The organism is Granulicatella sp. HMSC30F09, assembly GCF_001806915.1.
Classification (GTDB): domain Bacteria; phylum Bacillota; class Bacilli; order Lactobacillales; family Aerococcaceae; genus Granulicatella; species Granulicatella adiacens.
On record NZ_KV786419.1, the window covers coordinates 74,969 to 101,297 of the forward strand.

Consider the following 26,329-nt stretch of genomic DNA (forward strand, 5'->3'; position numbering starts at 1 on the left):
CTCTAAATCTCGTCGCTAGCATGATTGTGAGCAATCTTGCTACATGCTGCGGCAGCAATTGCACCGACGATATCATCTAAGAAAACATTACAGACACCTTCATGGTTTTCATTTAATTTTTCTAAAATCATCGGTTTTAGTTTATCTAAATATCCATAATTTGTAAAACCAATCGATCCATATAAATTCAAAATCGAAAATACAATCACTTCGTCAATTCCGTATAATGGATTATCTTTTTCCATTATCTTTTGGAAGGGCGCAGATAATTTTTTCTCTTCTGCCAATTTATCTAGTTCGATTCCTGTCATAATCACATTTTGAACTTCACGTTTTTTAAGCACTCGTTGAATGGCGTAGGAAGCATCCTCATTCGTTAATTCCGGATAATATTTCTTTTGAGAAAACAACACTAAATCCGCCATATCTTGAATAGTGACACCACGTTCTTTCAGCAGTTCAATACAATAGTCATATAAATCGTATTTCATCCTCTTAACTCCTCAATAAAGTATTATCTGCTTCGATTCTAGATACATCTAAATCACCTTCGATAGCATACACTTTTGCATTTTGGAAGCTAATCTTTAATCTTGTTTGAGAACGTGGTAATGGTTCGCTAAAGACTACTTTGTAACGATCCTCTTCTACTTTTTGAAGTTTGGCAGTAACAGCCATTGGAGTGTGGTTATTTTCAAATAATTCAATGCTTACAAATCCATCTTCAGCAATTTCAGCATCCAAGTATACTTGATCATTTAAGAAGATGAAGCCGTTTGTATATAAGACACCTGGATATTCTGGACGTTTGACATCCCAATATGCAAAGTGATCTTTTTCCACATACGCACGAGAAAGGCTTGTTTCACGGAAGTTCGTATGTTGTCCATTTCCTCCCATGTAATAGAAGTATGTGCGATCTCCAATGGTTACTGGAGCTGATGAATAAATACAACCACAATCAAACGCACCGTTTCCATATTTCCCTTCACCACGAGGAATTAATGGAGTATTTGTATTTAAGTAATGCCATCCCGCATGTCGGTAACTATACGTTAGTTGTAGATCAACAGTATCATAGTTCACATCCAACTGATCTCCTTCATGGAAAACAGAAGCAAGACCTAATACATAATCTCCCCGTTTGAAAATTGGCATTGAATAAATTTGGTTATCATAATCGCATACATTCATAATTTCTTGAATTGGAGTCCAATTGATAAAATCCTCACTCGTTGAAACACACGGCAGGCGTAGTGAATCTCTCCAAGTACGTGTAATTAACACATAACGATTTAAAGTTTCATCGTAGATAATGTGATTATGTGTATCCGCACGTGGATTAAAATTAGATACCTTAATGTATTCATCAAAGTGAATGCCATCTTTAGAGAAAGCTACAGCAATAAAATGAACCCCGTTACCATAGTCGATTTTTGTGAACATTTTATAACGACGTGATTCATCACTTTCATGCTTATCTAGGAACACCGATGTTCCATGTAAAAAGTGTCCAATAATGTTGTTATCCTTAGAACCACGAAAATCCGTCAAACCTAGATTTGGCTTCACCCAATTTTCCCCGTCTTTACTTTCGGCATAACAAAGAGAAACAATACGACTTGTCTCAGGACGATATTGGCGCGTTTTACGTTCTTCTAAAGAGTATTTTTCTGATTCTACATCATCCGTAAACGTTGAATAATAACAACGAAATACTCCTGCTAAATCATCATAGAAGATGTTTGGATAACTATTATCGAAACGAATTTCCCAAGGCTCTTCTTCCGTGAAGAAGATTTTATTCTCCTTCACGGCTTGATTTACCTTTAACTCTACATTGCTCATACGATAAGGATTAAAAATTCCTTTATCAAAGAAATAGATTTTTTTATTAAGTTTCATATTAATCATCCTATTCTGGTTTTAGCGCTACAAAATGCGTTGGAGACACTTGTTTGAGATCATATGCGCGACCATTTTCGTCGTAGAACTCATGATATTGTTCCTTGAACTCAACTTCATTTTCCTTACGTTTAGCAGCTAATACTTCTTTGAACTGATAGTCTACTTCCGGAATCGCTGCAAGAAGTTTCTTCGTATAAATATGCATTGGGTTGTCATAAATATCTTCACGTGTTCCTGCTTCAACGATACGTCCTTTATGGATAACGTATAAGTAGTCACACATATATTTCACAACACCTAGGTCATGTGAAATAAATACATACGTTAAATCTTCTTTGTTTTGAATTTCAACGAGATAGTTCAATACTTGCGCTTGTACAGATAAGTCTAAGGCTGAAACTGGCTCATCTAAGATTAACACTTCTGGCTTCATACATAGAGCTCGAGCGATACAGAGACGTTGACGTTGACCCCCAGAGAATTCATGAGGATAACGATCCAAGTATTCTACAGGAACGTTTACCATCTTCAAGGCTTCTTTCATCCGCTCGAAGCGTTCTTCTTTATTCCCGATATGATGAACAATCATTGGCTCATCAAATGAGTCATAAATTTTCTTCGTTGGGTTTAGGGAAGCATACGGATCTTGGAATACCATTTGAACTTTCTTACGAAAATCTAAATCTTCTTTACGATTGATATCATAAATGTTTTGGATACGTCCGTTTAAATCAATATTGATTTCTCCATCTGTAATTTCATGAAGTTTCATTAATGATTTTGCAATAGTACTCTTACCACTACCAGATTCCCCAACAATCCCAATCGTTGTTCCTTTCTTCAACTCAAGAGAAACATCATCTAAGGCTTTTAACGGTTCTCCTAGTGGTTTAAACCATTGTTTCTTAGGATAATAATATTTCTTGATGTTTTTAACTTCTAAAACAACATCACCGACATTCTTCTGAGCTAAAATTTCCTCTTCTTTTTCTTCAAAGAAGAAATGTTTGTAACAAGTACATCTTACAAAATGTCCATTCCCTAAATCGTGTAATTGCGGATCTACTTCACAGCTTCCTTCTGGTAGCCATGGAATACGATTTGCAAAGCGGCATCCTTTTTCTGAAATTTCAGAAATAGAAGGCACACTTCCTTGAATCACGTGTAATTTTTTATCCATGTTTTCTGGATTTGGAATCGATTTTAATAATGAACGTGTATACGGATGTTTTGGTTCATCAAAAATTTGAGCGACCGTACCCACTTCGACGATTTCCCCTGCATACATTACCGCTACTTCATCAGCGATTTGAGCAATAACGCCCAAGTCGTGTGTGATTAAAATAATCGAAGTTCCATGTTCTTTCCGTAACTCATCCAGCAAGTCTAAGATTTGCGCTTGAATCGTCACATCTAACGCTGTTGTTGGCTCATCTGCAATCAGAATATCTGGATTACATACCATCGCAATGGCGATAACGATTCGTTGACGTTGCCCTCCGCTGAATTGGTGTGGATAGTCATTCATACGTTCTTTTGCATTGTGGATTCCTAGTTTTTCCAACATTTCAATCGCACGTTTATTAGCTTCTTCTTTTGAAATATCATAGTGTTCGAACAGTACTTCCGTAATTTGATTTCCAATAGTGTACACTGGGTTTAATGCAGACATTGGATCTTGGAAAATCATCGAAATTTTTTCACCACGTAATTTACGGAATTCTTTTCCGTATTGTTTTAATTTTTGAAGTTCGATTGGCTTATCTTCATCGAAATAAGTAATCTCTCCTTCTGCAATTCGTCCATTTTTTGGCAATAGATTTAAAACTGTATTTACAGTTACACTCTTACCACATCCTGATTCACCAACAATTCCCAGAACTTTTCCTCGTTCTAATTTGAAGTTCACATCTTTAATGATTGGAAATGCCTTTTTATCATTGATGAATTCAGTTTTTAAATTTTTAACGTCTAAAACTGTCTGATTCATTAGTTGTCAACCTCCTATTGTTGTTTTGGATCCATGATGTCTCGTAATCCATCCCCAATAAAGTTGATAGAAAGTACAAAAATGGTAATCACTGCCCCTGGAACTAACCATAGCCACCAGCTGTTTTTGATAACATCTGCAGTTTTAGCTGCATTAATAATATTTCCCCATGTAGGAATATCTGACGGTACCCCTACTCCTAAGAAGCTTAGTCCAGCTTCACTAAGAATGAATCCCGCTACGTTTAACGATAAAGAGACGGTTACTGGAGAAATAGCATTTCGTAAAATGTTGTTGAAGATAATTCGAGAATCAGAGAAGCCGAACGCTCTACATACATCTACATAAGTTTCTTGTTTTAATGACATGAACTCATTACGTACCATACGGAAAGTAGTCATCCACCCCATAACAGAGAATACAAAGATTAGGTTGAATACCCCTTGTCCAAAAATACTAGAAAGTAGTAAGATAACAATCATATCTGGGAATGTAGAGAACAACTCAGAGATACGTACTAATACAGCATCAATTTTCCCACCGAAGTATCCTGCGATTCCTCCTAAAATTGTACCAATTAAAGCTCCGAAAACTGCTCCTGTCATCCCTACCTGAATCGAAACGCGTCCACCATACAATATACGAGAGAAGACGTCACGTCCTAATTTGTCCGTTCCAAAAATATGCTGTGCTGAAGGCGGACGGTTCATTGCACTTAAATCCACTGCTTCTGGAGCATAGGAAGTTAATAATGGTGCAAAAATACATGCTAATAGAATTACTGTAAAGAAGATAAAGCCGATGAAGGCCAATTTATTCTTATAGAATTTCTTTAAATTTCTTTTCCATAATGGCATAGGTTTCATAACTTTGTCCTCCTTTCTAGTAACGAATACGTGGATCAAGTATTGCAGCCATAATATCTACTAATAGGCTGGCAAATAGGACCACAACTGAAATCATTAACGTTGTCACCATGATGACTGGATAGTCTCCTGCTGTTACGCTGGAAATAATGATTGTTCCAATCCCTGGCCAAGAGAATACGCTTTCAATAATAACAGAACCACCGATTAATAATGGTAAACGGAATATCAATAGGACTAAGATTGGTCGCATCGCATTTCTAAAAATATGTTTGAAATACACTTTCCATTCTGGAACCCCTTTTGCACGAGCCGTTTTTACATAATCGGCATTAAATACATCTAACATAGAGTTACGTGTATATCTCATCAAAGCTGCTACCAACCCGATAGACATCGCTGTTACAGGTAGAATCAAATGTTGAATTCGACTAATGAAAGTGAAGTCTCCACTACTGAAACGACCACCAATTGGTAAAATTTTCAATTGAATAGCGAAGAAATTTAAAATTAAAATACCAAAGAAAAATTGAGGAATCGCTGTCCCGATAACGGCTAAGAAACGAGCAATATTATCGATAATCCCATTTTGTTTAACCGCTGAGATTACCCCAATTAAAATACCGACAATTGTAGAAATAATTAATGAAACGAACGCTAATTCAAAAGTTGCTGGTAATGCTTGTCCAACAATTTTTGAAATTGGATTTCCGTTTACGATACTGTAACCAAAATCTCCGTGCAGAATTTGCCACAACCATCTACCGTAACGTACTAACACTGGGTCATTCAAGCCTAGTTGCTGTCTTAACTTTTCGATTTGATCAGCACTGCTCGACATATCCGGAGAAACCATATAAGTTAATGGATCCGCTGGAGTCAAATCAAGTGCAATAAATACTAGAAAGCTAATAATCAATAACATAGGAATCATGAATAATATTTTCTTTAAAATATATTTCTTCATATTCATCTTCTCCTTAAATAATAGGAGTGAGAGACACCAGTTCTCTTCGCTAGTATCTCCTCACTCCCGAAAGATCATCCAACTTAATTACTGATTAACCATTTAACTATTGATACTCTTATTTCGCATCCCATGTTTCGAACTTGTAATCGAATTTATAGAATGGGTTACCAAATTGAACATCATCTGGAATAGAAACTTTTTCAGTATTTAAGTACAAGAAGTTTTTAAATGTAAATAGAGGTAACTTCAATAATTTTTCTTGTTCTAATTTTTGTAGGTCTGCAAGGATTGCATTTCTTTCTTTAACATCTGATGCTTCTGTTAATTTCTTCGTTAACTCATCAAAGCTTGTGTCCCCATTTGTAATGTTGTTAAAGTTAGTATTTGTTGAAGCATATTCCCCATACCAGCTTTCATAACCAAATGATGATAAACCTTTATACCCAAGGTCATATTTACGAGTCTTGAATAATCCAGTCGTTGCATCTGAAGTGATTTGAGTGACTTCGTTCTTAATTCCAACTTGGTCTAATTGATAACTTACAGCTTGCATAAAATCTTGTGAAGCTTGGTCTTTATAGTAGTATGTTAATACTAAAGGTTTGCTTGCATCATAGTTGGCTTCTTTAAGAAGTTGTTTTGCTTTTTCTGGGTTATATTCATATTTGTTTGCTGTCTTCAAATACGCGTCTAACGCTGTAGGAACCCCTGTGTTGTTCACTTCTGAAATTTCAGGGAAGATTGATTTAGATAATTCTTCACGGTTGATTGCGTAAAGGATTGCTTCTCTGACTTTAGGATTTGCTAAAGCTGAATTTCCTTTTCCATCAATACCTGCTAAGTTCACGATGAAGTAACGATAGAATAAAATATCAATTGGTTTCTTCGTTAATGAACTTACAGTATCTAATTGGCTAATTTCTTGAGGTTTGTTTGTTGTGAAGAAATATGATTTTCCATCTTGTAAAGCTAATACTGGATCTGAGATGTAGTTGTAAACTACTTTGTCAAATTTTGGTTTTGCTTTTTCGTAGTTTTCATTACGATCGTACTCAATAAAGTTACCTGCACTAACTTCTTTCACTTTATACATACCGCTTGTTACTGGAGAATTCCAGAATTTGCTGTTGTTTAATTCAAGAGGATTTTCAGATTCTAATTTATGTTTTGGTAAGATGTAGAATTGAGCCATGATTTGTTCAAAGTTCCCCACTGGAGCTGTTAATTTGAAAGTAACCTTGTTTCCTTCTACAGTAATTCCTGATATTTTATCCGCTTTGTCTTCTTTAAAATCTTTGGCCCCTTCAACTTTTAAGAATGCCGCTGGGAAGATTCCGTTGATAACCGAAGCTTTTAAAGCTAATTTCACACTGAACTCAACGTCAGCTGCTGTTAACGCTTGTCCATCTGACCATTTAACATCGTCTTTTAATGTGAATTCATAAGTTTTACCATCATCTGATTTTTTCCATTCTTTTGCTAAGTCCGGAGTTGTTGATTCATATTTTGAATCAGCCATTAATAGTGTACGGAAAAGCATGTATGGGACTAGTCCATCGCCATCTTGCCAAACGTAAGGGACACGGTCACCAGTTCCTGTTAAGTTTCCTGATAAGTAGAAAACTTTTTCTTTAGCAGGTTCTGAGCTACCGCCACCACTTGATTGTTGTCCTGCTGGGCTACAAGCTGCTAACCCCGCTACTACTGCTGCTGTTGCTAAAAGTCCTTTAACAAACTTTTTCATTAAGAACACTCCTTTATTTATATTCTTCAATCAATTCTTGAATTCTGTTATTTAAACGTTCTGCCAATTCCACATGTTCTTTTGTTGAAATTGGAAGCATTGGTCCTCTTACTTCTCCTGTTTCAATGCCACGAAGTTTAAGGATGTATTTACATACTGCGTATAATGAAGGCCCTGATAATAATCCTTTAATCACTTCATTGACTTCATCTTGTAATTTACGAGCTTTCACTAAATCTCCAGCAATTACGTATTCATTTAATTTAAAGAATAGTTCTGGCATAACACCATACGTTCCCCCAATTCCTGAATCCGCCCCGATAACACGCCCAGCGATAAACTGTTCATCTGGACCGTTAAATACGAGGAATTCTCCTTGTTTAGCACGTTCTCCCATCGCTTTGAATTGTTGTAATTCAAAAGTGCTTTCTGAAGAACATTTAATTCCGATGACTTTATCCAATTTAGCCATTTCTTCAAGTAAAGAAACTGGTAAATTGAAACGAGTCGTTTGAGGAATATGATAGATGATGAATGGTACTTCACTTGCTTCAATCATAGCTGTCCAGTGTTTTTTAACAGCTTCTGGAGAAAATCCATAGTATACGCAAGGAATAGAAGATACTGCATCAACGCCTAAATCAGAAGCATGTTTTGCTAAGCGAACAGATTCTACTGTTGAGTTTGCCCCGATATGAGCAATAATGGTTGTTTTTCCTTTTGCTACTTCCATAACGGCTTCTAGGATTACTTTTCTTTCCTCTTCTGATTGAAGAACTCCTTCACCAGAAGAACCTCCAACGTATAATCCTTTAACACCTTTGTCGATGTAGTATTGTGCTAGTTTTTTTGCGCGTTCTGGGCTTACGTTTCCTTCATCATCATAGGCTGAGTAGAAAGCCACGAAAACTCCTTTAAATTTTTCTAAACTCATAATTTCCTCCTTATGTTTATTCCTTTATTAATAATATTTCAGCAGTTCGTCTTCCCGGACTGCATTCTCCACTGACGATGTAGTATCCATCATCCGCTCTTACAAAACCGGCTCCACAAAGTGCAAACCGATCATCCTGTCCTATCGTTGTTACTTTTCCACTATCCAAGTGAAGGATTCGTAGGGTCGGCTCCCATTGAAAGAAACTCTTTTCTTTTGAAAAGTATTCTTCTCGGTATCCTGGCTGTTGTAAATCTTTTACAGCTTGATTATAAACGTCTCGATTGAATCCCCCTAGAATTAGTAATCCGCTTTCATTTAATTGGATGCTGGATGCCCCTAGGACTGAGGTTGGTAATTCAAATTTAATTTTAGTCCATTGATCTCTTTCGAAGTTGTATCGATATCCGTCCAGATACGCTTCTTTATTAGCGCCTCCCAGATAGTACAATTCATTTTGATATACAACCGATAAGCCCTGTCCTCTGGCCTCAACTGGGAAAGAAGCTTTTTGAGCGAGTTCTCCTGTGTTTAGATCATAGAGATAACTTTCCTGATATCCAAAGAAGAGTTTTCCATCTACTAAGCATCCGTATCCGCTTTCAATATTAAAATCAAAAGTCCCGATGCATTCTTCTTTAACTTTATCCTCTACCGTTATTCGGTAAATCTTTGATCCAAGAATATAGTAAAGCGTCTCTCCTTCTTGGATTATGATTCCTTTATCTGGAGAAATCTCTCCTTCTTGTTCATACAAGAGTTGGAAATTTTGATCATACACGGTGATTCGATTGGTCTGAACTTTAGAGCTTTTTAGAGGCTCGTTTTCTGGAAAATAACTTCCTCCATAGACCAAGATTCGATTATTAATGCGCTTACAAATCATTCCAGCTAATCCTGGTGGACTCAGCTGATTGACCATTTCAATCTTCATACCGCACCTCTTTTATTTTTGGTAACGCTTGCTTTACCAACATTCTAATAGAACAATATGAAGATTTCAATAGTTTTGTTGAAATTTTTTTATTTTTTTTTTGTTTTTGAAATAAATTTATTTTAGGATTTTCGTTTCTTTTGAAAAATAGCCTAATCCTGCTCTGTTTTCATCAAGATTGTATCAATCGTTTGAAGCATTGCGTATTGATAACGATCATCTCCAAGTAGTTTCATGGATAAAATATCAATGACATACATCAAAGCAAATTGAGAATTAACAAATCGTTCATTGTCTACAAAGGTACTATTATAAGCCAATAAGTAAATATCACTAAGCTTTGATAATTCACTTTCACTAAATGAAGTTAGTCCAATAATGCCAGCCCCTCTTAATTTTGCAAGACGGATGGCTTTATTAATATCCGTAGTCTCTCCTGATACGGAAATGCCAATTACAACATCCTCTTGTGTTACTAAAGAACTGTTGATTAACATCATATGGGAGTCTGTAACACAGACACTATTCATCCCCATTCGAATTAATCGCTGGTTCAATTCTAAGGCAGATAGTCCAGAACTTCCTACCCCAAAAATATAAATTCGACGAGCTGCTTTTATCTTCTCTAAAACAGCATCCACTAACTCAATCGTTAAATTCTTTTTAGTACGCTCGATTACATGGTAGTAAAAATCTGAAATATGATCTGCAACTAAATCACTCTGGACAATACTTTCACGTTCATGGATACTACTAATTCCTAATTTCAAATCCATAAAGCTGATATTATCGATTTTTTTACAAAAATGAGTAATGAGGGCAGGTGAGGTTCCTATTTTTGCAGCTAAGTCTGTAATCGTACTAGTCTTAATCTCATTTGGATGTTGAAGAATATAGAGCGCAATTTGTTTTTCTTTTTTAGTTAAGGTCACATATTGTTTTTCAATTTTTTCTAAAATTGTCATTTATACCCCTTCTTCCTTTTGTAAGAAATGGTATAGTGCACCTAACATTCCCGCATCATTGTCTAAGCTTGCTGCTTCAATCTTAGTCGTAAGGAATCGTTTGTCGACGATTTTGAGTTCAAGTTGATTTTCTAGAATCGGCATAATATATTCTTTTTGCGCCATGATTCCCCCTCCAAGAACAATTTTTTCAGGATTTAATAAGTAACAAATATTGACAAGGCCTTCTGCTAGATAGCCCATCTGTTCCTGAATAGATTCCACCGCAGCAAATTCCCCACCTTTTGCTCTTTCAAATAGCACTTTCCCATCTATTTTTTCATTAGTTTTTTTCTCGTAACTTTCTAACAAAGCTGTTGTGGACGCCAAATCTTGGAAGTATTTCCCATGAATTAACATATACCCAATTTCTCCAGCGGTATAACTAATGCCAGTCCATAATTCATTCTTCAAATACACTGCTCCACCAACACCAGTTCCAATCGTCAGCATAACAGCTGAAGAAGTATTTTGGGCGCTTCCCTTCCACACTTCCCCTAAGCAGGCACAATTCACATCATTTTCTACTGTGCAAGGAATGTGAAATAGGCGTTCAACTTCTGATTTAATTGGTGTGTTTGTATAACCTGGAATCGTGTATCCTGCATAAGCAATTCTTCCGTTCGCATCTACGACTCCTGCTGACGAAATCGCAACCCCTTTAATTTTTGTTTGAAACTCCTCTACCAAACGCAAAACTGTTTGTAAAATTTGATTACTCGTTTCGTCTTTTATGGTTGGAGTTTGAAATACTTCAGAGACCTTCTCGCCTTCTCGGTTGAACAAGGCGTATTTGATACTTGTTCCCCCGATATCGATACATAAATAGTTCATAAAACTTGCTCCTTTCATGTCTGTAATTTCATTATACACAAAAATGATAGCGTTTCAATAAAATTATTTCAGAAAATATGTGGTTCTCTAAAATTATTTCAATTAAATTTCCGACCAGAGTCCTAGGTTATGCCCCTTCAACTGTGGTACACTTAACCCAACTACGAAAGGAGCTAAATGATGTTACAGCTACAACATATTTCAAAAGTTTATCATACAGCTAATCAAGAGTTTCACGCGTTGAAGGATATATCGATTCGCTTCCGTGAAAATGAGTTTGTCTCCATTCTCGGGCAATCGGGTTCTGGGAAAACCACCCTATTAAATATCATCGGTGGACTCGACCAATACACATCTGGTGATTTACTCATCCAAGGAAAATCAACAAAGCAATTTAAAGACCGCGATTGGGATAGTTACAGAAACCACACGATCGGATTTGTTTTCCAATCCTATAATCTGATTGGTCACCAAACGGCACTCTCTAACGTCGAGATTGCGATGACGCTCTCTGGTGTTTCAAAAGCTGAACGCAAAAAACGTGCCATCGAAGCGCTCGAACGAGTTGGCCTAAAAGACCATTTATATAAGAAACCAAGTCAGATGTCTGGGGGACAAATGCAACGAATCGCGATTGCGCGTGCCCTTGTGAATAATCCAAAAGTCGTTTTAGCCGACGAACCTACAGGAGCGCTCGATTCCGAAACCTCAGTTCAAATCATGGAGTTATTAAAAGATATCGCCAAGGAACGACTGGTTATCATGGTGACGCATAACCCAGAACTTGCAAAGACGTACTCCACACGTATCGTACAAGTATTAGATGGAAACATCTTAAGCGATTCGAATCCATACGAACCAACAGAAGAGAAAACACAAGGCGACATTCAGTTCACGAAGACGAAAATGAACTTTTTGACGGCTCTTGCTCTTTCGTTTAATAACTTATTGACGAAGAAAGGCCGTACCTTCCTTATTGCCTTTGCTGGTTCCATCGGGATTATCGGGATTGCCCTTATCCTAGCGCTCTCGAATGGGGTGAGCGACTACGTGAAGAAGGTGCAAGAAGATACCCTTGTCTCTCTTCCGCTGACGATTAGCGAGCAGAACCAAAGTAATCTGCTAGCGACCTCCCCGGACTTAAGCGATAAGCCTTATAAAGACAATAATGAGCTTGGCGTTAATACTGTCCTTACAAAATTATTAAAAAAACAAATTGGTAAAAATGATTTAGCTTCTTTTAAAAAATATTTGGAAGAGAATGCTTCTCAAGTCGAAGCTCTTACAAAAGATGTTCGTTACCAATACAATTTACAACCTTACATTTATGAAAGCGATACTTCCAATGGCCCAAAAAGTATCCTTCCTTCCACTCTTGCAGATGAAGTCGAAACTTCTAACCAAACAATGAAAGGCTACTTGCATAATATTGACTATTGGAGTGAACTTTCGAGTGATACGAACATGTTAGAAAGTCAGTACGATGTTTTGGAAGGACGTTTGCCAACAGATAAATCAGAAATCGTTCTGATTGCCGATGAGAATAATGAAATTAGTGATTTGCTACTCTATAGTTTACGGTTCAAAGATCCTAGCGAATTAAACGATGCAAAAAAACTAGATGAATTAGGTTCTCAAACATATCAATATAGTGATTTCATCGGAAAAACATTCAAAGCCGTTGTCAACACGAACCGATTCGTTAAGGAGAACAACCAATGGATTAATAAAATTGACGACAAATCGTATATGAAGACACAGATTGAGAATGGCCTTGAGCTTAAAATCGTCGGTGTTCTTCGTCAAAAAGAAGGAACAAGATCTAGTGTGAACTCTCCTTCTGGCGGTGTGGCTTATACAAGCGCCCTTATCGATTACACTTCTGAGCAAATTCAAAATAGTGACATCGTGAAGGAGCAAGAAGCCAATCCAACCATCAATGTATTTACTGGAAAAGAATTTGCCAAAGATCCAAAACCATTCAATTCGGCTGATTTAACCGAAGAAGAAAAAATTCAATTGGCAAAGATGACGCCTGAACAACAAGCGCAATACGTCCAACAATACAACGACAACTTGGCTGCCACTTACGAAGAAAACCTGGCTAAATTGGGGGTTATCGACAAATCCAAACCGGCAGCCATCGAGTTCTACACCTCTTCGTTCCAACAAAAACAAGAGTTGAAGGACTTCATCAACGCCTATAACACGGCCAAAAAAGACGCCGGCGACGACGACAAAGTGCTCGCCTACTCCGACGATATTCAAACCATCATGTCATCCATTACAACAATGGTGGGCGTGATAACAACGGTACTCGTTGGTTTTGTGGCTATCTCTCTTATCGTTTCATCGATTATGATTGCGATTATCACGTACATCTCAGTTCTAGAACGTACGAAAGAAATTGGAATCCTACGTGCAATGGGGGCTTCGAAGAAAGATATCCGTCGCATCTTTACCGCAGAAACTGCTATCGAAGGATTTATTTCCGGAGTACTCGGTATCGCGATTACGCTCCTTGCGACTTTCCCTATTAATGCGATTGTTGCTCAAACAACCAAGGTCGATGGCGTTGCACAATTACCATGGGATGCCGCTCTTATCCTAATTCTCATTTCTATCGTTCTTACAGTATTAGCTGGTCTCATCCCTTCACGCATTGCAGCGAAGAAAGACCCAGTCGAATCGCTCCGCAGCGAATAGCCATTAAAATTTAAAAAGGTGGATAAAGGCCCAGCCCTTTACCCACCTTTTTTATTGCCTACATTTCCAAAATTAACATATATGTTAATTAACAAATATGTTAATTTTAGAAAGCTGTATTCAGCACCCCTAGCCATAAAAAGTGAAAGACAACTCGACTTTTCACAACCAATTGATTTGGCTCTAGGAAGCACGGATTCTATTACCTAAAACTAAAAAACAAAAATCCTCTGGACTCTATAGTGGGAACAGTAAAGAGATGCAAGCAATGTGAATTACCGAGGGTTCGTGATTCATCACTTACCCTCGGTTTGAAGCTTGCTAGGAATTGAGACTTCGGCTCAATCCGGTGCCTTTACTGTCACCACTATGAAGATGTCCAGAGGACTTATTTTGTTTTTTACAAGATTAGGCTAAGGACCCCATTGGATCCCATGGTGCTAATACAATTGGTTCGCTGTTGAAAGCGTCGAGTTGCTCTTTTGTAAGCAAGTCTTTTCTGATAACGATCTGATACGTATACTCATCCATCCACTCATCACTCATCATCCAGAACCCTTCAACTCCAGATTCTTCGCCCCAACTGTTTTCCACTTTCCAGCGGTTTGGTTTGCCATCGACAAGGTTCACCCCTGTTAATACCATCGCGTGCGTCATTAAGCTATCGCCGTATTCAAGACGTTCGCCTTTTGTGAGTGAATAGTCGATTCCAGTTAATCCTTTAAGGTCGAAGTTATTGAGCGCAAGACGACCATTTCCACGGTTTGAAGATTGACCGACATCGCAGCCGAACCAAACTGACTCGCCTTGTTCTAATTGGCGAATCGCTAATTCTTTGAACGTTGCCATATCTAAGTTCAAGTAACGTACTTGGTTCCCAACGACATTTCCAAGCATTTCAACAGTGTATGAACGGTTGAATGGTTTGTCCGCGGTTGGTGAATTGATGATAGACACGTAATCGTCCAAGTTCAAGCCCACGAATTGTTCGAAGAAGCTTTGTGGTGTCAAATTCAAATGACGATGGAATTCCTTATCTTTATCACGATATTCGAAATCGAATGTTTCTGGCGGAGTTCCAAGAGTCACACTTAGTAAATCGTACACTTCTCGCATTAATTGTTTACGCGTTTCGTTGATTTCGGCTTCGCTAGCACCTCTTGCCACTAGGTCGCGAAGCACTTTTGCATCTTGGCGAAGTTTTTTATTTAAGTATTTGTTCAAATCGCTTGAAGCCGAGCTTGAAAAACTTTCCGGCATCACACTCTTTGGCACAACCCCATATTTCTTGAAGATAGACACGATCATATCCCATTGCCCACCGTCTTGTTGAGGGGTTTGTAAAAGGAAGGCTACATTGCGGCTTGTCACAGGTTCGCCCGCTGTTTTTAAAATATTTTCATGGAAATAATTGGCCTTTTCGTATTTATCCCAGAAGAATGTATAGCTTTGTGAGAGTTCAAATTCTTCGAGCTTGAAGTTATTAAAGAGTCTGTGGCGGAACGTATTGAGCGCCGCAAACATCCAGCAACGACCAGAAGCCTTTTGATTGGCTACTTTTCCGTGCTCCAAATCAATCGAATACACCGGCTGATTTTCCACAACAGAGGCGACCGTTTCACTAGCACCTTTCAAGCCATTCTTCACCGCAGCATTTTGCGCCACGATACGCTCTGGCTTACTTTGAAAACTTTCTTTATATTGTTTCGTCAATTCCTTCGTTAACGTAAACATCACTTCATCTCCTTTAACCTTAATATTCTTATCGTACTCCTCTTAAGAAACGGATGCAATACGATTTAATAAAAAAGCAACAATATCATTAATATTTTGCTTCCATCAAAAAAGACGGTATCCCTACCGTCTTTTTCTAATACCCTCTTATTTTGTAAAATCTGCCATATTAATTGGAATGGACCTACCGTCCGGCAAGCGCAATTCCGCTGTGCCATCCATATTAAAGACTAAACTATCTAATCCTACGCCATAACCAGCTGCAAACTTAGCAAGTTTTTCTTGGACAGGGTCCACTGCAGGCTCATCATTCTCTCCTGAATCTAAACTTGGCTCACTTCCTTCATTTTCATGAGGCTTTGGAGTCGATGGAGTTTCAGATTGGGATTGCGAAGTGCTTGGCTTAGAAGTTGAGTCTGAAGGTTTCTCTTCTTTCGTTATTTCCTTTTGTTCTTCTGAAGTGCTTTGCGGCGTCTCTTCTGGTTGTTTTTCTTTTTCTCCTTGTCCCTTTTCCCCTGTAGTTGCTGTGGTTGGTTTCGTATTTTCTGCATCTTTTTGCGCATGCTCTTGGAATTGTTTGAGCACTCCCGGTTCTTCCGTCTTTTGTTTTGGATCTAAGACAGGGACTTCAACCACATAATACGATTCATTTTCTTCGTAAGGGTTCGCCATAAAGGTCACACGAATGACATTCCCCGGAGTAGAAGTGACTCCTTTATAGGCTTCAGGAATCGGCAACTGAATTTCCCCTACTTTATAATTATTTTCCAAATATGGTGTCCCGTGGAATTCATCAAAGACACGTACCAATGCTTCTGTTCCTCCCGGAATCTTATACTGTGGTTTCAATCTGAGATGAGTGTCCCCGGCATAAAACGGATAGAAAACAGCATGACTAGCCATTTCATAAGCAAGAGATGCGGTCACTGTGAATGTCCCTTCATAATGAACTTCTGGATAATCTTTTGAAGTGATACTATATTTAAATGTTTCTCCTGGAAGATACGATTTAAGAAGTTCAAAGTTCGCAATATTTCCAACTCCGTCCCCAAACACTCGACCAGATAGTTTCTCTAATTGATGACCGTCTGGAGTCGTGAGTTTTACAATCATATTCGTTCCTAATTTCTCGTCGATTCCCGGAGCAAATGTGAATGAAACACGCTTTTGCCCGTTGGCTAAAGTAAAGGCTTGATTATTAAAAGTGCTTGCTTTCAACAGCGCAATTGCTTCTTCTAATTCCGCACCAGTATACACTTTATTATTCCGTTTTTTGGCTACTCCATCTTCTGGTTTAGAGGTTTCATAATTATGATGAGAATGCCCGCCACTAAACGGTTTACTCTCATCAATCGGTTCTGCATGATGATGATCTCCATGAGGATAAATAATGGAGTTCTTTTCCTTATCAACCACAATTTGGTCTCGTTTAACCCCATATTCTTTCATAATTCGAGCAATTTTTTCCTCGATTTTTCTCTCTAACTCTTTTTCCGCTTTATTCTCCTGAGTCGTATTTTCAGAAGGAGTCGGTTCCTGCGTAGTATTTGGTTCGTTAGTCTCGGGTGCTTCCTCAACCTTTCGACCATAATACCGCGCTCTGGCTTCTTCTAGGTTTTCTTTAGGAATCAAATATTCCCATTGACTATTTACGAGTTGCTCATACGGAATGACATGAACATCTTTTAAACTACCATTATGAGCTACTAATAAATATCTGCTTGTTTTTCCGATAATATGATTTCCATCAAATAAAAATCCATCGCTCGTAGGATAATGAATTCCTGGAAATTGTTTTTCACTTGAAGAGGTGTCAGGTGTTTGATTCTCCTCTCTAGAACTTGAAGGAGGTGTTGACAGGAATGCTCCGGTTGTTCCTCCAAAATTGGATTGAACTAGACCTGGTGAAGAAAACGAATGCGCGGTTTGATTTAATTGACTCTTATAAATAAAGTGGTAATGGTCTCCGTGTCTCACCACATAACCAAGCTCATTCTCCTCAACAACATCTTTGAAATCAAAAGTATAATGGTCCTCGGTAGAATTCAATGGATAAGGTGTCTTCCCGTTTTTATGCTCGAAAATAGCATCTTTTGGAACTTCTCCATAGACGAAATGATAGTGATCTCCGTGTTTTTTAAGATATCCATTCGTAAAAACTTCACCCACGATAGTTTTAGGTTTATTCTTTTTAATTTCTTCAGCCGCTTTCTCGTATTTGGCCATTTTTTCCTTATCGATTTCTTCTTTTGTTGTATCCTCTGTAACTGGTTCTTCTTGTTTCATAGCGCCTTGTTGATTCACCCAAACAAATCCGCCTAATAAAGCGATACTAGCACTTCCAATAAAGAGTGATTTCTTCAGTAATTTCATTGAATTCCCCCCAAAAAACATTCTAAATCGTATTTATTACGTTTTACAATATACTACCCTACCTTGCTTCTGTCAACCACTTTGTGAGGAAAATCTTCAATCTTAAACTTTTAACTCTAATTATAACTGTTTAAAAAATTCCTAAAAGAATCGAGTTTTAATCGATAAATAAAAAATTTGAATTATACTAACAGAAAATCAATTACCAAAAGGAGCTTATTATGAATTCTTCTTTCAAAAAACTCATCTTAATGAATAGCTTATACGGATTGCTTTGGGGAGTTATTTTTATCTGGGCTAAATACATGGATGTCATTAGCGAAGCTCCAAAAGGGGGGATATTCCGATTTGATTTCCAATCGCTTGTTGGTTGTATTTTGCTATCTGGAATTTATCTGTTTCCACTTTTTAAAATGGCAGTTAAGAACACGAACCTCCTTGAGTGGAAAAAATCAATAGCTTTAAGCCTCTCTACGCTACTTGCTTTCTTAGTTGGAACTTTTGATATTTCAAAAAAAGAATTCCTCCTAAATCATGAAGGCCTCTTAAGTATCTTCGCAATTGCTTTATTTCACCAATTGTTATTCCTTATCTACAAATTCTTCAAACGAAGAAAACAGGCTTAAAACTCTTTAATGGAGACGATATTCCTATATATTTCATTTACAAAAAAACACCGGCTAAACCGGTGTTTTTTTATTCCTCATTCAATCTTCCAAGATAATACTTAAAAGTATCCTCATCATTCCCTAATTTTCCAAAGAACATTTCGTCAATATGTTCAATTTTAGGTACTGCTTCTTTTAATATTAATTCAGCTTTTTCATTCAAAATAACGGCTTTTGCTCTAGTATCTCTGGAATGTTCTTGTCTTTTTACAAAATCCTTTTTTTCCAACAAACTTAAAATTTGAGACACCGTCATAACATCTATTCCCGAAAGTTTAGAAATCATTACTTGAGTAACCTCATTTTCAGTTTGCAGTAAATAAGCAAGTGCAGCTAAGACTACAAACTGAGGATGTGTTAGGTTAATTTTTTTTAGTTCTTGTTTAATCATAAAATGCCATTTATTATAGGCTCTCATAAATAGCAAACCGGTCGATTTCTCAGAATCATTCTTATATTTTGATGTAAACAATCAAAGATCACCTTAACTTTCTAAGTATTTTTTTAGAATAAAGATAGAGTCTGGAACATCTGAAAAAACTTGTTTTAAAAATTCCAAGTGTTGGATATCTTCACTATCTAAGCTTACAGAATGTTTTATAATTACACTCCCATCATTATTATCGATAATTTGATGTCCAAAAAGTATATCCCCAAATGGAGTAGCCGTTTTATCCCAAAATTCTTCAAATACTTTTACATGAGTAAGTTCGTATTCCATTGGAGGCATGCCTTCAAGCTCCATAATTCCTTTTGAACCTGTTTCAAAATTACCTTTTAAAGTAATATTTTTTAAATCTTCCTCCCAAGTATACCATTTTTCAATATTGGCATAGTACTCCCAAGCCTCTTCTTTAGTTGTTTGGATTTTTAAGCTAAAACTAAATTCCATAATTATTCCTCCTTATAATAAGTATACTTATTATAAATATTTTTATCATTAGTGTCAAACAGAATAGAATCTTTATTGATTTTATTACTAGCATACAAATCATGGAAATTCACAACTAGGATAGAATATTCTTAAAAAGAATGAAAGAGCCCTTCGGATTCGGCAATAAAACGTGGCCCCTTCCTCTAACGAAGTCCCCACCACTATTGAGGTCTCTTCTCCTCCCTTCAAGTAACTCTCAGTGACAATGCGTTCCCTTCCTAAGCATTGCCGATAACATCGCAGCAGTCCATCAAAAAAGGAAAGCATAAAAATATCTTGCGAAGCCCTACAAACTCGCAGGAATAAAACAAAAACAAACTCCATAAAAGTACGAAAGAGCCCTTCGGATTCTATAGCAATCATCATAGCGAATGTAATCGATGCGAATTAGTGACTCTGGAAATTTATTTCCTAGAGTCACTTTGAGGCTCGATAGGAGCTGAGACGTAAGACTCAGCCCGATACAGCTATAATGATTGCTATGAAGAGTTCCGAAAGGGCTCGAAGTACATTGTAAGCACCAGTGTCTTTTACGTGAATTGCCTTAACAAAAATTAAACAGAATATCTGGCTGATCCAATTGTAGAGTACGATGGATAAACAAAAAGAGCATCAGTGGATTGAAAGAATAGTGGGAAATCGTATTGAAACGAATAAGAGGGAGTTAGGAATTGATTCCTTACTCCCTCTTTGAGGCTTCAAAGGTGAGTGACTACAGGCACGAGCCAGTACCCCACTATGACTCTTTCAATCATCAAACTGATGCTCGAAGGTTTATCCATCCCATCAAAAGATGGATGAATCTGTCAGATATTCTGTTTTTATTTCACCGGAGTTAAAGCAATGAACTGCTCGATGTTGTCGGCAACTTGCGCCAATGCTTTCTTCCAAAATGCGCTGTCTTCTACATCCACGCCCAACACCTTCGCGGTATCTTCCGCAGAAGTTACTGTTGTCGCACGCAATAACTCTTGATATTTCTCAACGAATCCTTCAGGTTGCTCTTGATAGATGGCATATAATCCTTTAGAGAACAATCCTCCGAATGCGTATGGGAAGTTGTAGAAGCTTAAGCCGCTGCTATAGTAGTGCGGTTTGCAAGCCCACATATATGGATGCATTGCATCTGGATCTAATCCATCGCCGTATGCTTCTTTTTGCGCATCCAACATTAATTTTTCTAAGTCTTTCGAGAACATAAAGCTCTTTTCACGGTTTTCGAAGACGGAAGCTTCGAATAAGTAACGTGAGTAGATGTCCACGATGATTTGTGTTGTATCTTGTAATTGTGATTCCAGTAACGCCACTTTTTCAGCATCGCTCGCCTCACTAATCACTGTGTTCATTACGATGTTTTCGTTGAAGGTTGATGCAGTTTCAGCAACAGGCATTGAGTACTCTTGGTTTAATACACGGTGGTTTTCGATATGTAAACCGTGGTACGCATGTCCTAATTCGTGCGCAATCGTTACAACGTCGCTTAATGAACCAGAGAAGTTTGTTAAGATACGTGATTGTTTAATGAATGGTAGGTTGCTACAGAACGCGCCCCCCACTTTTCCTTTACGTGGTAAGAAGTCGATGTAGTTATTTTCGTATGCTTCTTTTGTCATCTGTGCTAAATCTTCAGAGAACCCTTTGAAGTTTTCTAATAAGAATTCTTTAGACTCTTCGATGGTGAAACGACGTGAGCTTTCTCCGATAGGTGCAAATAAGTCGTAGAATGGTAATCCATTTTCATGACCTAATAGTGCTGCTTTATGTTTTAAGTAAGCACGGAATTGTGGTAAGTATTCGCGAATCGCTTCAAGAAGTGCATCCAATGTTTTACGAGACATACGAGATGCTTCTAATGTTTGTGCGAGTGGTGATTCGAATCCACGTAAGCTTGTTTCTGTAAGTACTTGTTGTTTAATATTGTTTAAGGCAAATGCAATTGGTTCTTTGATCGTATCGTACATTTTCAACTCTGTTTCGTACGCTTCTTTACGAACCGCTGCATCAGAATCGTACGCCATATTACGAATTTCGCTAAGCGTTACTTTTTCGCCTTTAAATTCGCCTTCCACGCCTGAAGTCATCGCTTCGAAGAGTTGTTCCCAACCGTCTCCACCGCTGATAGAGAATTTCGCAATCACATCTTCTAATTCATCGGATAATAGATGTTTGTATTGTTGTTTTGCTTCTGCAAAGTAGAATTCGTAGTCTTTTAGATTTTCGTCGGATGTGATATCTGTTTCCACGCTTCCGATAAATTTGTAGACTTTTGTATACGCACTGTTTAACGCAGCATACGCATTGCCGAATAATGTACGATATTTATTCGCTGTTTCGTCTGTTGTGTTCGCAGTTAATGTTAAATTAATGTAGTTTCCTAAACGGCTGCTTAATACGCTAAACTCTTCTAGAGATGCAATTGCCGCTTTAATCGACTCTAAGTTATCGTCAAGCGTTAAGCTATTGAATACCTCTCTAAAGTTTGAAAAACGTTCAAAGTCACGTTTAAACTCTTCACTTTCAAATGAAGGATAGATTTCTTTTAATGACCATTCTGTTGACATTTTGGATCCCCCTTATTTTCACTATATGTTTTATTCTACCCAATTTTTCTGAAAATTCATAGTGTAAGTACCTTTATTCTCCCCCAAACAACGTGTATACTTAAGAGGCAAACAGTTTTCAAAAAGGAGTTCTTATGAAAAAGACTTGGAAAGAATTGTTCCCAGATGCCGTTCTTGGAGAATCGACTCAAAATACTGTTCCTGTACAGTTGAACGGCGAAACGATTTTTCTCTTAGAAGAAAGTTTATCAGAACGTGAACGATTCCTCATTCAAACATTAACTACACAACCGACAAAAACAACTGCTCCAACGCATCCTTGGCTTGCCTACTTGGAAGGAAAAGGGGCTCTTCCAAGCGAGACCGCATATATTCAAAGCGTGCATTTAGCCATCTTTCCAAAACAGGAAGGCGTCTTTCACGAAAAAGACTGGTTAGAATTTGTCGAGAACCTAACCGTTGGATCGCTTGCCATCTTCAAAAACTTCCGCCATCATTACACGCTGGTCGTGAATCCGGGAGTCTCAACCGCTCTTGCTAGCACTCTTTTTGAAGTAAAATCCGCTATTGAAGACGACTTTGCGGTAGAGCTACAAATCTTTATTGGGAACCGCTGGGCGACCAATACGAATACACCCTTACTATACCAAGCCGAGAAAGCTCTATTTGTTGAATATTTATTACATTCTCACAAACGTTCTTGCCTCGAGTTTTCTCCTGTTCTACTATGGGGAATCGCCAATGGACTGGTGGATATTGCCCCGATTGCGGATGAACTACTCCTTCTTTTAAACGTAGAAGAAGTAAAAGAGGTCGTTGAAGCACTTTGGGATGCCCATGGAAATGTCTCAAAAGCTAGTAAAAAATTGTTCTTACATCGGAATACCTTGCAGTATCGCATCGATCGTTTTGCAGAACAAACTGGGCTCAACGTCAAGGACATGAACGACCTTACGCTCTGTCACTTACTCTTACAAAAACAAAGTTACTAAAAAAACAGCCACTTCTATATAGCATAGAAGTGGCTGTTTTCATTATAATATTAAACTTTTACAGCTTCTTTTTTAGGAGCGACTTTTGTTTCTTTAATCGTCACTTTCCCTTTTTGAGAACCGATTGTCACTTTTTGGCCGAAGCGAATTTCTCCGCTGAGGAGTGCTTCACTTAGTGGGTCTTCGATTTTCTTTTGAATTGCACGACGAATTGGGCGTGCCCCGTATTCTGGGTCGAATCCTTCTTCTGCAATTAAATCAATCACACCTGAAGTGAATTTCAATTCGATATTGAGTTCCGCAAGACGTGTCTTAATATCTTTTGTCATCAATTGAACGATTTGACGTAATTCCGGTTTCGTTAATTTATGGAAGACGATAATTTCGTCGATACGGTTTAATAGTTCTGGACGGAACGCATTCTTCAACTCTTCACGGATACGTTTTTCCATTGCAGCATGGTCATGTTGGATGGTTTTCGCGCCGAAACCAACTGATTTTTCATCTCTGAGAGCTGTTGCCCCAAGATTTGATGTCATGATGAGAATCGTATTTCTGAAGTCGACTTTACGTCCTTTTGAATCAGTCAAATGTCCATCATCTAAGACTTGTAATAAAATATTAAACATATCTGGGTGGGCTTTTTCAATTTCATCTAAGAGAATCACAGAGTAAGGTTTGTTGCGAATTTTCTCTGTTAATTGTCCCCCTTCATCGAATCCAACGTATCCTGGAGGTGAACCCACTAAACGGCTAACCGCGTGTTTCTCCATATACTCAGACATATCGATACGAACAAGTGCGTCTTGGTCGCCAAACATTGCTTCCGCTAAAGTTTTGGCTAGCTCTGTCTTACCAACCCCTGTAGGTCCAAGGAATAAGAATGAACCGATTGGACGTCTTGGATCTTTCAACCCACTACGCGCACGGCGAATGGAACGAGCCACTGCTGATACAGCTTCTTCTTGTCCAATCACGCGTTGATGCAATTCTTTTTCAAGATGCACGAGACGTTCACTTTCTTTTTTCTCCATTTGTTTTAATGGAATACCAGTCCATTGGGATACCACTTCTGCGATATCTTCTTCAGTAATGGCCGCAACGAATTCTTGTTTCGCTTCGATTTCTACTTTTTGACGAAGTTTTTCAAGCTTGTCGCGTTTGGCTTGTTCTTTCTTGCGTAAACGAGCTGCTTCTTCGAATTTTTGTTCACGAATCGCTTCGTCTTTCTTCACTGCGAGTTCTGCCACTTCTACTTCGAGTTTTTGAAGTGGTGAGTGTTTACCACTGCGGTCCAGACGGGCTTTTGCAGCTGTTTCGTCCATCAAGTCGATGGCTTTATCTGGTAATTTACGAGATGTAATATAACGAACCGATAATTGTACCGCTGCTTCAATCGCTGCGTCTGTGATTTCCACACGGTGGTGGTCTTCATAACGTTTGCGAAGGCCTTTTAAAATTTCAACAGTGTCATCTGCGCTAGGTTCGTTGACATGAACAGAGGCAAAACGACGTTCTAAAGCTGCATCTTTTTCAATATATTTTTGATACTCATCTAAAGTTGTCGCCCCAATAACTTGGATTTCACCACGAGCAAGGGCAGGCTTTAGAATATTAGAAGCATCAATCGAACCTTCCGCTCCACCGGCACCAATCAACGTATGCAACTCATCAATAAAGAGAATCACATCTTGTTCACGGTATACTTCGTCCAAAATTTTCTTCATGCGCTCTTCGAACTCACCACGGTATTTTGTTCCCGCAACAACCGCACCCATGTCTAACATCATCAAACGTTTTTCGGCGATTTCTTCTGGAACTTCTCCGCTCACCATACGTTGTGCTAAGCCTTCAACAATAGCTGTTTTACCAACACCTGGTTCCCCAACAAGAACTGGATTATTTTTTGTACGACGACTAATAATTTGTATAATACGACGTACTTCTTCTTCACGACCAACCACTGGATCAATCTTACCTTGGCGCGCTAATTCTGTTAAGTCACGCGCTAATCCATTTAATGTAGGGGTTCCCTCTTGGCTAGATTCTTGGCGGGCTTTTCTTTTAGCAGCTCCAGAACTAGCAGGTTGAATTCCTATTTTCCCGTAGATTTCTTTCATTAATTCTTGAGGGTCAACTTGGTTATCACGAAGAATCTTCGTTGCTAATACTTCCTCACGTAATAAGGCTAATAATAAGTGTTCTGTTCCAACTTGTGGCACTTCGAGGCGTTTTGCTTCATCTGTAGCAGATAAAATCACCTTTTTAGCTCTAGGAGAATAAGGCATTAAATAAGGATCCATCTGTTTTCGGTTTGAGCCATATCCTGTCAGTGATTCGATTTCCGTACGAACGATTTCTGCTGTGAGGCCTGCTGCACGTAGTACATGTCCAGCAATTCCTTCTTGTTCTAAGATTAACCCTAATAATAAATGCTCTGTCCCGACAGCCTGATGCTTAAATAAAATAGCTTCTCTAGCAGCTAAAACCATCGCACTTTTTGCTTTTGGTGTAAAAATTTCACTCATGGACTTTATCCTTTCTGTTTCTAACGATACTTCAAGTTATCGATTAATTTCTTCATCATATTACTACGAATTTCATCTCCATTTTTAACAGAAACTGGAAACGTGTCCTTCTCCATCATCAAAGCCATCATTTGGGCTTCACGTTTTGATATTAATTCGTTCTCATATAAATTTTGTAATAAATGATTTGCTTCTCGTACTGATAATTGAGGCGGAATTAAATCTCCTAAAGTGTTTAGAATATCCATTTCATCCACTAAATTTACTTTCATAATGCGGATATAGCCACCGCCACCTCGCTTACTTTCTACGACATACCCTTGTTGGATGGTAAAACGAGTATTAATCACGTAATTAATTTGAGAAGGAACGCAATTGAATTGATCTGCAATCTCACTGCGTCTGATTTCTACTATTTCATTCGAAAGCAATACATTTTTTAAATAACTTTCTATCAAATCGGACATATTTTGATTCTGATTTTGCATTCATCTTCCTCCTTTAACCTTGACTATATTTGACTTTAATTATACAAAAGTTTTCCCTCATTGCCAATTAAATTGCCTTTAAAACAAAAAAGAAGCTAGACATTTGTCTAGCTTCTTTTCTTCATAATTATCGGGAATACAGGATTCGAACCTACGACCCC

At 38.0% G+C, this 26,329-nt stretch carries 20 protein-coding genes; 3 read left to right on the top strand and 17 right to left on the bottom strand.

The window, feature by feature from the left end; translation table 11 throughout:
• Nucleotides 1-2: 2 nt before the first annotated feature.
• The 10 genes from HMPREF3103_RS03875 to HMPREF3103_RS03920 all read right to left on the bottom strand — a co-directional run bounded on the left by HMPREF3103_RS03875 (nucleotide 3) and on the right by HMPREF3103_RS03920 (nucleotide 11,184).
• Nucleotides 3-491, bottom strand: coding sequence for a phosphatidylglycerophosphatase A family protein (locus HMPREF3103_RS03875; RefSeq protein WP_070437334.1), 489 nt, complete (start codon nucleotides 489-491; stop codon nucleotides 3-5).
• 4 nt (nucleotides 492-495) lie between these two features.
• Nucleotides 496-1,905 carry a hypothetical protein gene (locus HMPREF3103_RS03880; RefSeq protein WP_070437336.1) on the bottom strand — a complete coding sequence of 470 codons (1,410 nt, stop codon included), beginning with the start codon at nucleotides 1,903-1,905 and terminating at the stop codon, nucleotides 496-498.
• 10 nt (nucleotides 1,906-1,915) lie between these two features.
• Nucleotides 1,916-3,898, bottom strand: coding sequence for an ABC transporter ATP-binding protein (locus HMPREF3103_RS09385; protein WP_083278727.1), 1,983 nt, complete (start codon nucleotides 3,896-3,898; stop codon nucleotides 1,916-1,918).
• A 14-nt stretch (nucleotides 3,899-3,912) separates the two neighbouring features.
• Entirely contained in the window at nucleotides 3,913-4,764 is an 852-nt protein-coding gene (locus HMPREF3103_RS03890; RefSeq protein WP_070437338.1) for an ABC transporter permease, read from the bottom strand.
• A gap of 16 nt (nucleotides 4,765-4,780) precedes the next feature.
• Nucleotides 4,781-5,731, bottom strand: a complete 951-nt coding sequence (locus HMPREF3103_RS03895) for an ABC transporter permease (protein ID WP_070437340.1) — start codon at nucleotides 5,729-5,731, stop codon at nucleotides 4,781-4,783.
• Nucleotides 5,732-5,849: 118 nt separating this feature from the next.
• Nucleotides 5,850-7,478: an ABC transporter substrate-binding protein gene (locus HMPREF3103_RS03900; protein WP_070437342.1), complete on the bottom strand. Its 1,629-nt coding sequence runs from the start codon at nucleotides 7,476-7,478 to the stop codon at nucleotides 5,850-5,852.
• A 13-nt stretch (nucleotides 7,479-7,491) separates the two neighbouring features.
• Nucleotides 7,492-8,412, bottom strand: coding sequence for a dihydrodipicolinate synthase family protein (locus tag HMPREF3103_RS03905; protein ID WP_070437344.1), 921 nt, complete (start codon nucleotides 8,410-8,412; stop codon nucleotides 7,492-7,494).
• Between the two features lie 16 nt (nucleotides 8,413-8,428).
• On the bottom strand, nucleotides 8,429-9,346 hold the full coding sequence (locus tag HMPREF3103_RS03910) for a cyclically-permuted mutarotase family protein (RefSeq protein ID WP_070437346.1): 918 nt from the start codon (nucleotides 9,344-9,346) through the stop codon (nucleotides 8,429-8,431).
• Nucleotides 9,347-9,498: 152 nt separating this feature from the next.
• A complete protein-coding gene (locus tag HMPREF3103_RS03915; protein WP_070437348.1) occupies nucleotides 9,499-10,311 on the bottom strand; it encodes a MurR/RpiR family transcriptional regulator in 813 nt (270 codons plus the stop codon).
• The gene (locus tag HMPREF3103_RS03920; RefSeq protein ID WP_070437350.1) at nucleotides 10,312-11,184 is read right to left on the bottom strand and encodes an ROK family protein; all 873 of its coding nucleotides are present in this window, start codon (nucleotides 11,182-11,184) and stop codon (nucleotides 10,312-10,314) included.
• Between the two features lie 180 nt (nucleotides 11,185-11,364).
• Between HMPREF3103_RS03920 and HMPREF3103_RS03925 the strand changes: the two genes are divergently transcribed.
• Entirely contained in the window at nucleotides 11,365-13,890 is a 2,526-nt protein-coding gene (locus tag HMPREF3103_RS03925; RefSeq protein ID WP_070437352.1) for an ABC transporter ATP-binding protein/permease, read from the top strand.
• 408 nt (nucleotides 13,891-14,298) lie between these two features.
• Here the strand turns inward: HMPREF3103_RS03925 and HMPREF3103_RS03930 are convergent, their stop codons facing one another.
• Nucleotides 14,299-15,624: a C1 family peptidase gene (locus HMPREF3103_RS03930; protein ID WP_070437354.1), complete on the bottom strand. Its 1,326-nt coding sequence runs from the start codon at nucleotides 15,622-15,624 to the stop codon at nucleotides 14,299-14,301.
• 147 nt (nucleotides 15,625-15,771) lie between these two features.
• Nucleotides 15,772-17,997 carry a pneumococcal-type histidine triad protein gene (locus HMPREF3103_RS03935; RefSeq protein WP_070437356.1) on the bottom strand — a complete coding sequence of 742 codons (2,226 nt, stop codon included), beginning with the start codon at nucleotides 17,995-17,997 and terminating at the stop codon, nucleotides 15,772-15,774.
• Nucleotides 17,998-18,218: 221 nt separating this feature from the next.
• Between HMPREF3103_RS03935 and HMPREF3103_RS03940 the strand changes: the two genes are divergently transcribed.
• On the top strand, nucleotides 18,219-18,623 hold the full coding sequence (locus tag HMPREF3103_RS03940) for a hypothetical protein (protein WP_070437358.1): 405 nt from the start codon (nucleotides 18,219-18,221) through the stop codon (nucleotides 18,621-18,623).
• A 70-nt stretch (nucleotides 18,624-18,693) separates the two neighbouring features.
• Here the strand turns inward: HMPREF3103_RS03940 and HMPREF3103_RS03945 are convergent, their stop codons facing one another.
• The 3 genes from HMPREF3103_RS03945 to HMPREF3103_RS03955 all read right to left on the bottom strand — a co-directional run bounded on the left by HMPREF3103_RS03945 (nucleotide 18,694) and on the right by HMPREF3103_RS03955 (nucleotide 22,160).
• Complete coding sequence (locus HMPREF3103_RS03945; RefSeq protein ID WP_039849144.1) at nucleotides 18,694-19,137, bottom strand: MarR family winged helix-turn-helix transcriptional regulator; 444 nt, start codon at nucleotides 19,135-19,137, stop codon at nucleotides 18,694-18,696.
• 12 nt (nucleotides 19,138-19,149) lie between these two features.
• On the bottom strand, nucleotides 19,150-19,557 hold the full coding sequence (locus HMPREF3103_RS03950; RefSeq protein WP_005607059.1) for an SRPBCC family protein: 408 nt from the start codon (nucleotides 19,555-19,557) through the stop codon (nucleotides 19,150-19,152).
• 863 nt (nucleotides 19,558-20,420) lie between these two features.
• The gene (locus HMPREF3103_RS03955) at nucleotides 20,421-22,160 is read right to left on the bottom strand and encodes a M3 family oligoendopeptidase (protein WP_070437360.1); all 1,740 of its coding nucleotides are present in this window, start codon (nucleotides 22,158-22,160) and stop codon (nucleotides 20,421-20,423) included.
• A 134-nt stretch (nucleotides 22,161-22,294) separates the two neighbouring features.
• Here HMPREF3103_RS03955 and HMPREF3103_RS03960 point away from each other — a divergent pair, with 134 nt between their 5' ends.
• A complete protein-coding gene (locus HMPREF3103_RS03960) occupies nucleotides 22,295-23,152 on the top strand; it encodes a helix-turn-helix domain-containing protein (RefSeq protein WP_070437362.1) in 858 nt (285 codons plus the stop codon).
• 50 nt (nucleotides 23,153-23,202) lie between these two features.
• On the opposite strand, the gene HMPREF3103_RS03965 is transcribed toward HMPREF3103_RS03960, so the two are convergent.
• Entirely contained in the window at nucleotides 23,203-25,680 is a 2,478-nt protein-coding gene (locus HMPREF3103_RS03965; RefSeq protein WP_070437364.1) for an ATP-dependent Clp protease ATP-binding subunit, read from the bottom strand.
• A gap of 20 nt (nucleotides 25,681-25,700) precedes the next feature.
• Entirely contained in the window at nucleotides 25,701-26,168 is a 468-nt protein-coding gene (locus HMPREF3103_RS03970; protein WP_070437366.1) for a CtsR family transcriptional regulator, read from the bottom strand.
• Nucleotides 26,169-26,329: the final 161 nt, after the last annotated feature.

Bases quoted from the DNA above. Each gene is read 5' to 3' on its own strand.
- HMPREF3103_RS03920 (WP_070437350.1), bottom strand. From the start codon at position 11,184: ATGAACTATTTATGTATCGATATCGGGGGAACAAGTATCAAATACGCC.
- HMPREF3103_RS03880 (WP_070437336.1), bottom strand. From the start codon at position 1,905: ATGAAACTTAATAAAAAAATCTATTTCTTTGATAAAGGAATTTTTAAT.
- HMPREF3103_RS03940 (WP_070437358.1), top strand. From the start codon at position 18,219: ATGAATTCTTCTTTCAAAAAACTCATCTTAATGAATAGCTTATACGGA.
- HMPREF3103_RS03925 (WP_070437352.1), top strand. From the start codon at position 11,365: ATGTTACAGCTACAACATATTTCAAAAGTTTATCATACAGCTAATCAA.
- HMPREF3103_RS03905 (WP_070437344.1), bottom strand. From the start codon at position 8,412: ATGAGTTTAGAAAAATTTAAAGGAGTTTTCGTGGCTTTCTACTCAGCC.
- HMPREF3103_RS03875 (WP_070437334.1), bottom strand. From the start codon at position 491: ATGAAATACGATTTATATGACTATTGTATTGAACTGCTGAAAGAACGT.
- HMPREF3103_RS03910 (WP_070437346.1), bottom strand. From the start codon at position 9,346: ATGAAGATTGAAATGGTCAATCAGCTGAGTCCACCAGGATTAGCTGGA.
- HMPREF3103_RS03895 (WP_070437340.1), bottom strand. From the start codon at position 5,731: ATGAAGAAATATATTTTAAAGAAAATATTATTCATGATTCCTATGTTA.
- HMPREF3103_RS03955 (WP_070437360.1), bottom strand. From the start codon at position 22,160: ATGTCAACAGAATGGTCATTAAAAGAAATCTATCCTTCATTTGAAAGT.
- HMPREF3103_RS03915 (WP_070437348.1), bottom strand. From the start codon at position 10,311: ATGACAATTTTAGAAAAAATTGAAAAACAATATGTGACCTTAACTAAA.
- HMPREF3103_RS03900 (WP_070437342.1), bottom strand. From the start codon at position 7,478: ATGAAAAAGTTTGTTAAAGGACTTTTAGCAACAGCAGCAGTAGTAGCG.
- HMPREF3103_RS03890 (WP_070437338.1), bottom strand. From the start codon at position 4,764: ATGAAACCTATGCCATTATGGAAAAGAAATTTAAAGAAATTCTATAAG.
- HMPREF3103_RS03970 (WP_070437366.1), bottom strand. From the start codon at position 26,168: ATGCAAAATCAGAATCAAAATATGTCCGATTTGATAGAAAGTTATTTA.
- HMPREF3103_RS03950 (WP_005607059.1), bottom strand. From the start codon at position 19,557: ATGGAATTTAGTTTTAGCTTAAAAATCCAAACAACTAAAGAAGAGGCT.
- HMPREF3103_RS03960 (WP_070437362.1), top strand. From the start codon at position 22,295: ATGAAAAAGACTTGGAAAGAATTGTTCCCAGATGCCGTTCTTGGAGAA.
- HMPREF3103_RS03930 (WP_070437354.1), bottom strand. From the start codon at position 15,624: ATGTTTACGTTAACGAAGGAATTGACGAAACAATATAAAGAAAGTTTT.
- HMPREF3103_RS03965 (WP_070437364.1), bottom strand. From the start codon at position 25,680: ATGAGTGAAATTTTTACACCAAAAGCAAAAAGTGCGATGGTTTTAGCT.
- HMPREF3103_RS03935 (WP_070437356.1), bottom strand. From the start codon at position 17,997: ATGAAATTACTGAAGAAATCACTCTTTATTGGAAGTGCTAGTATCGCT.
- HMPREF3103_RS09385 (WP_083278727.1), bottom strand. From the start codon at position 3,898: ATGAATCAGACAGTTTTAGACGTTAAAAATTTAAAAACTGAATTCATC.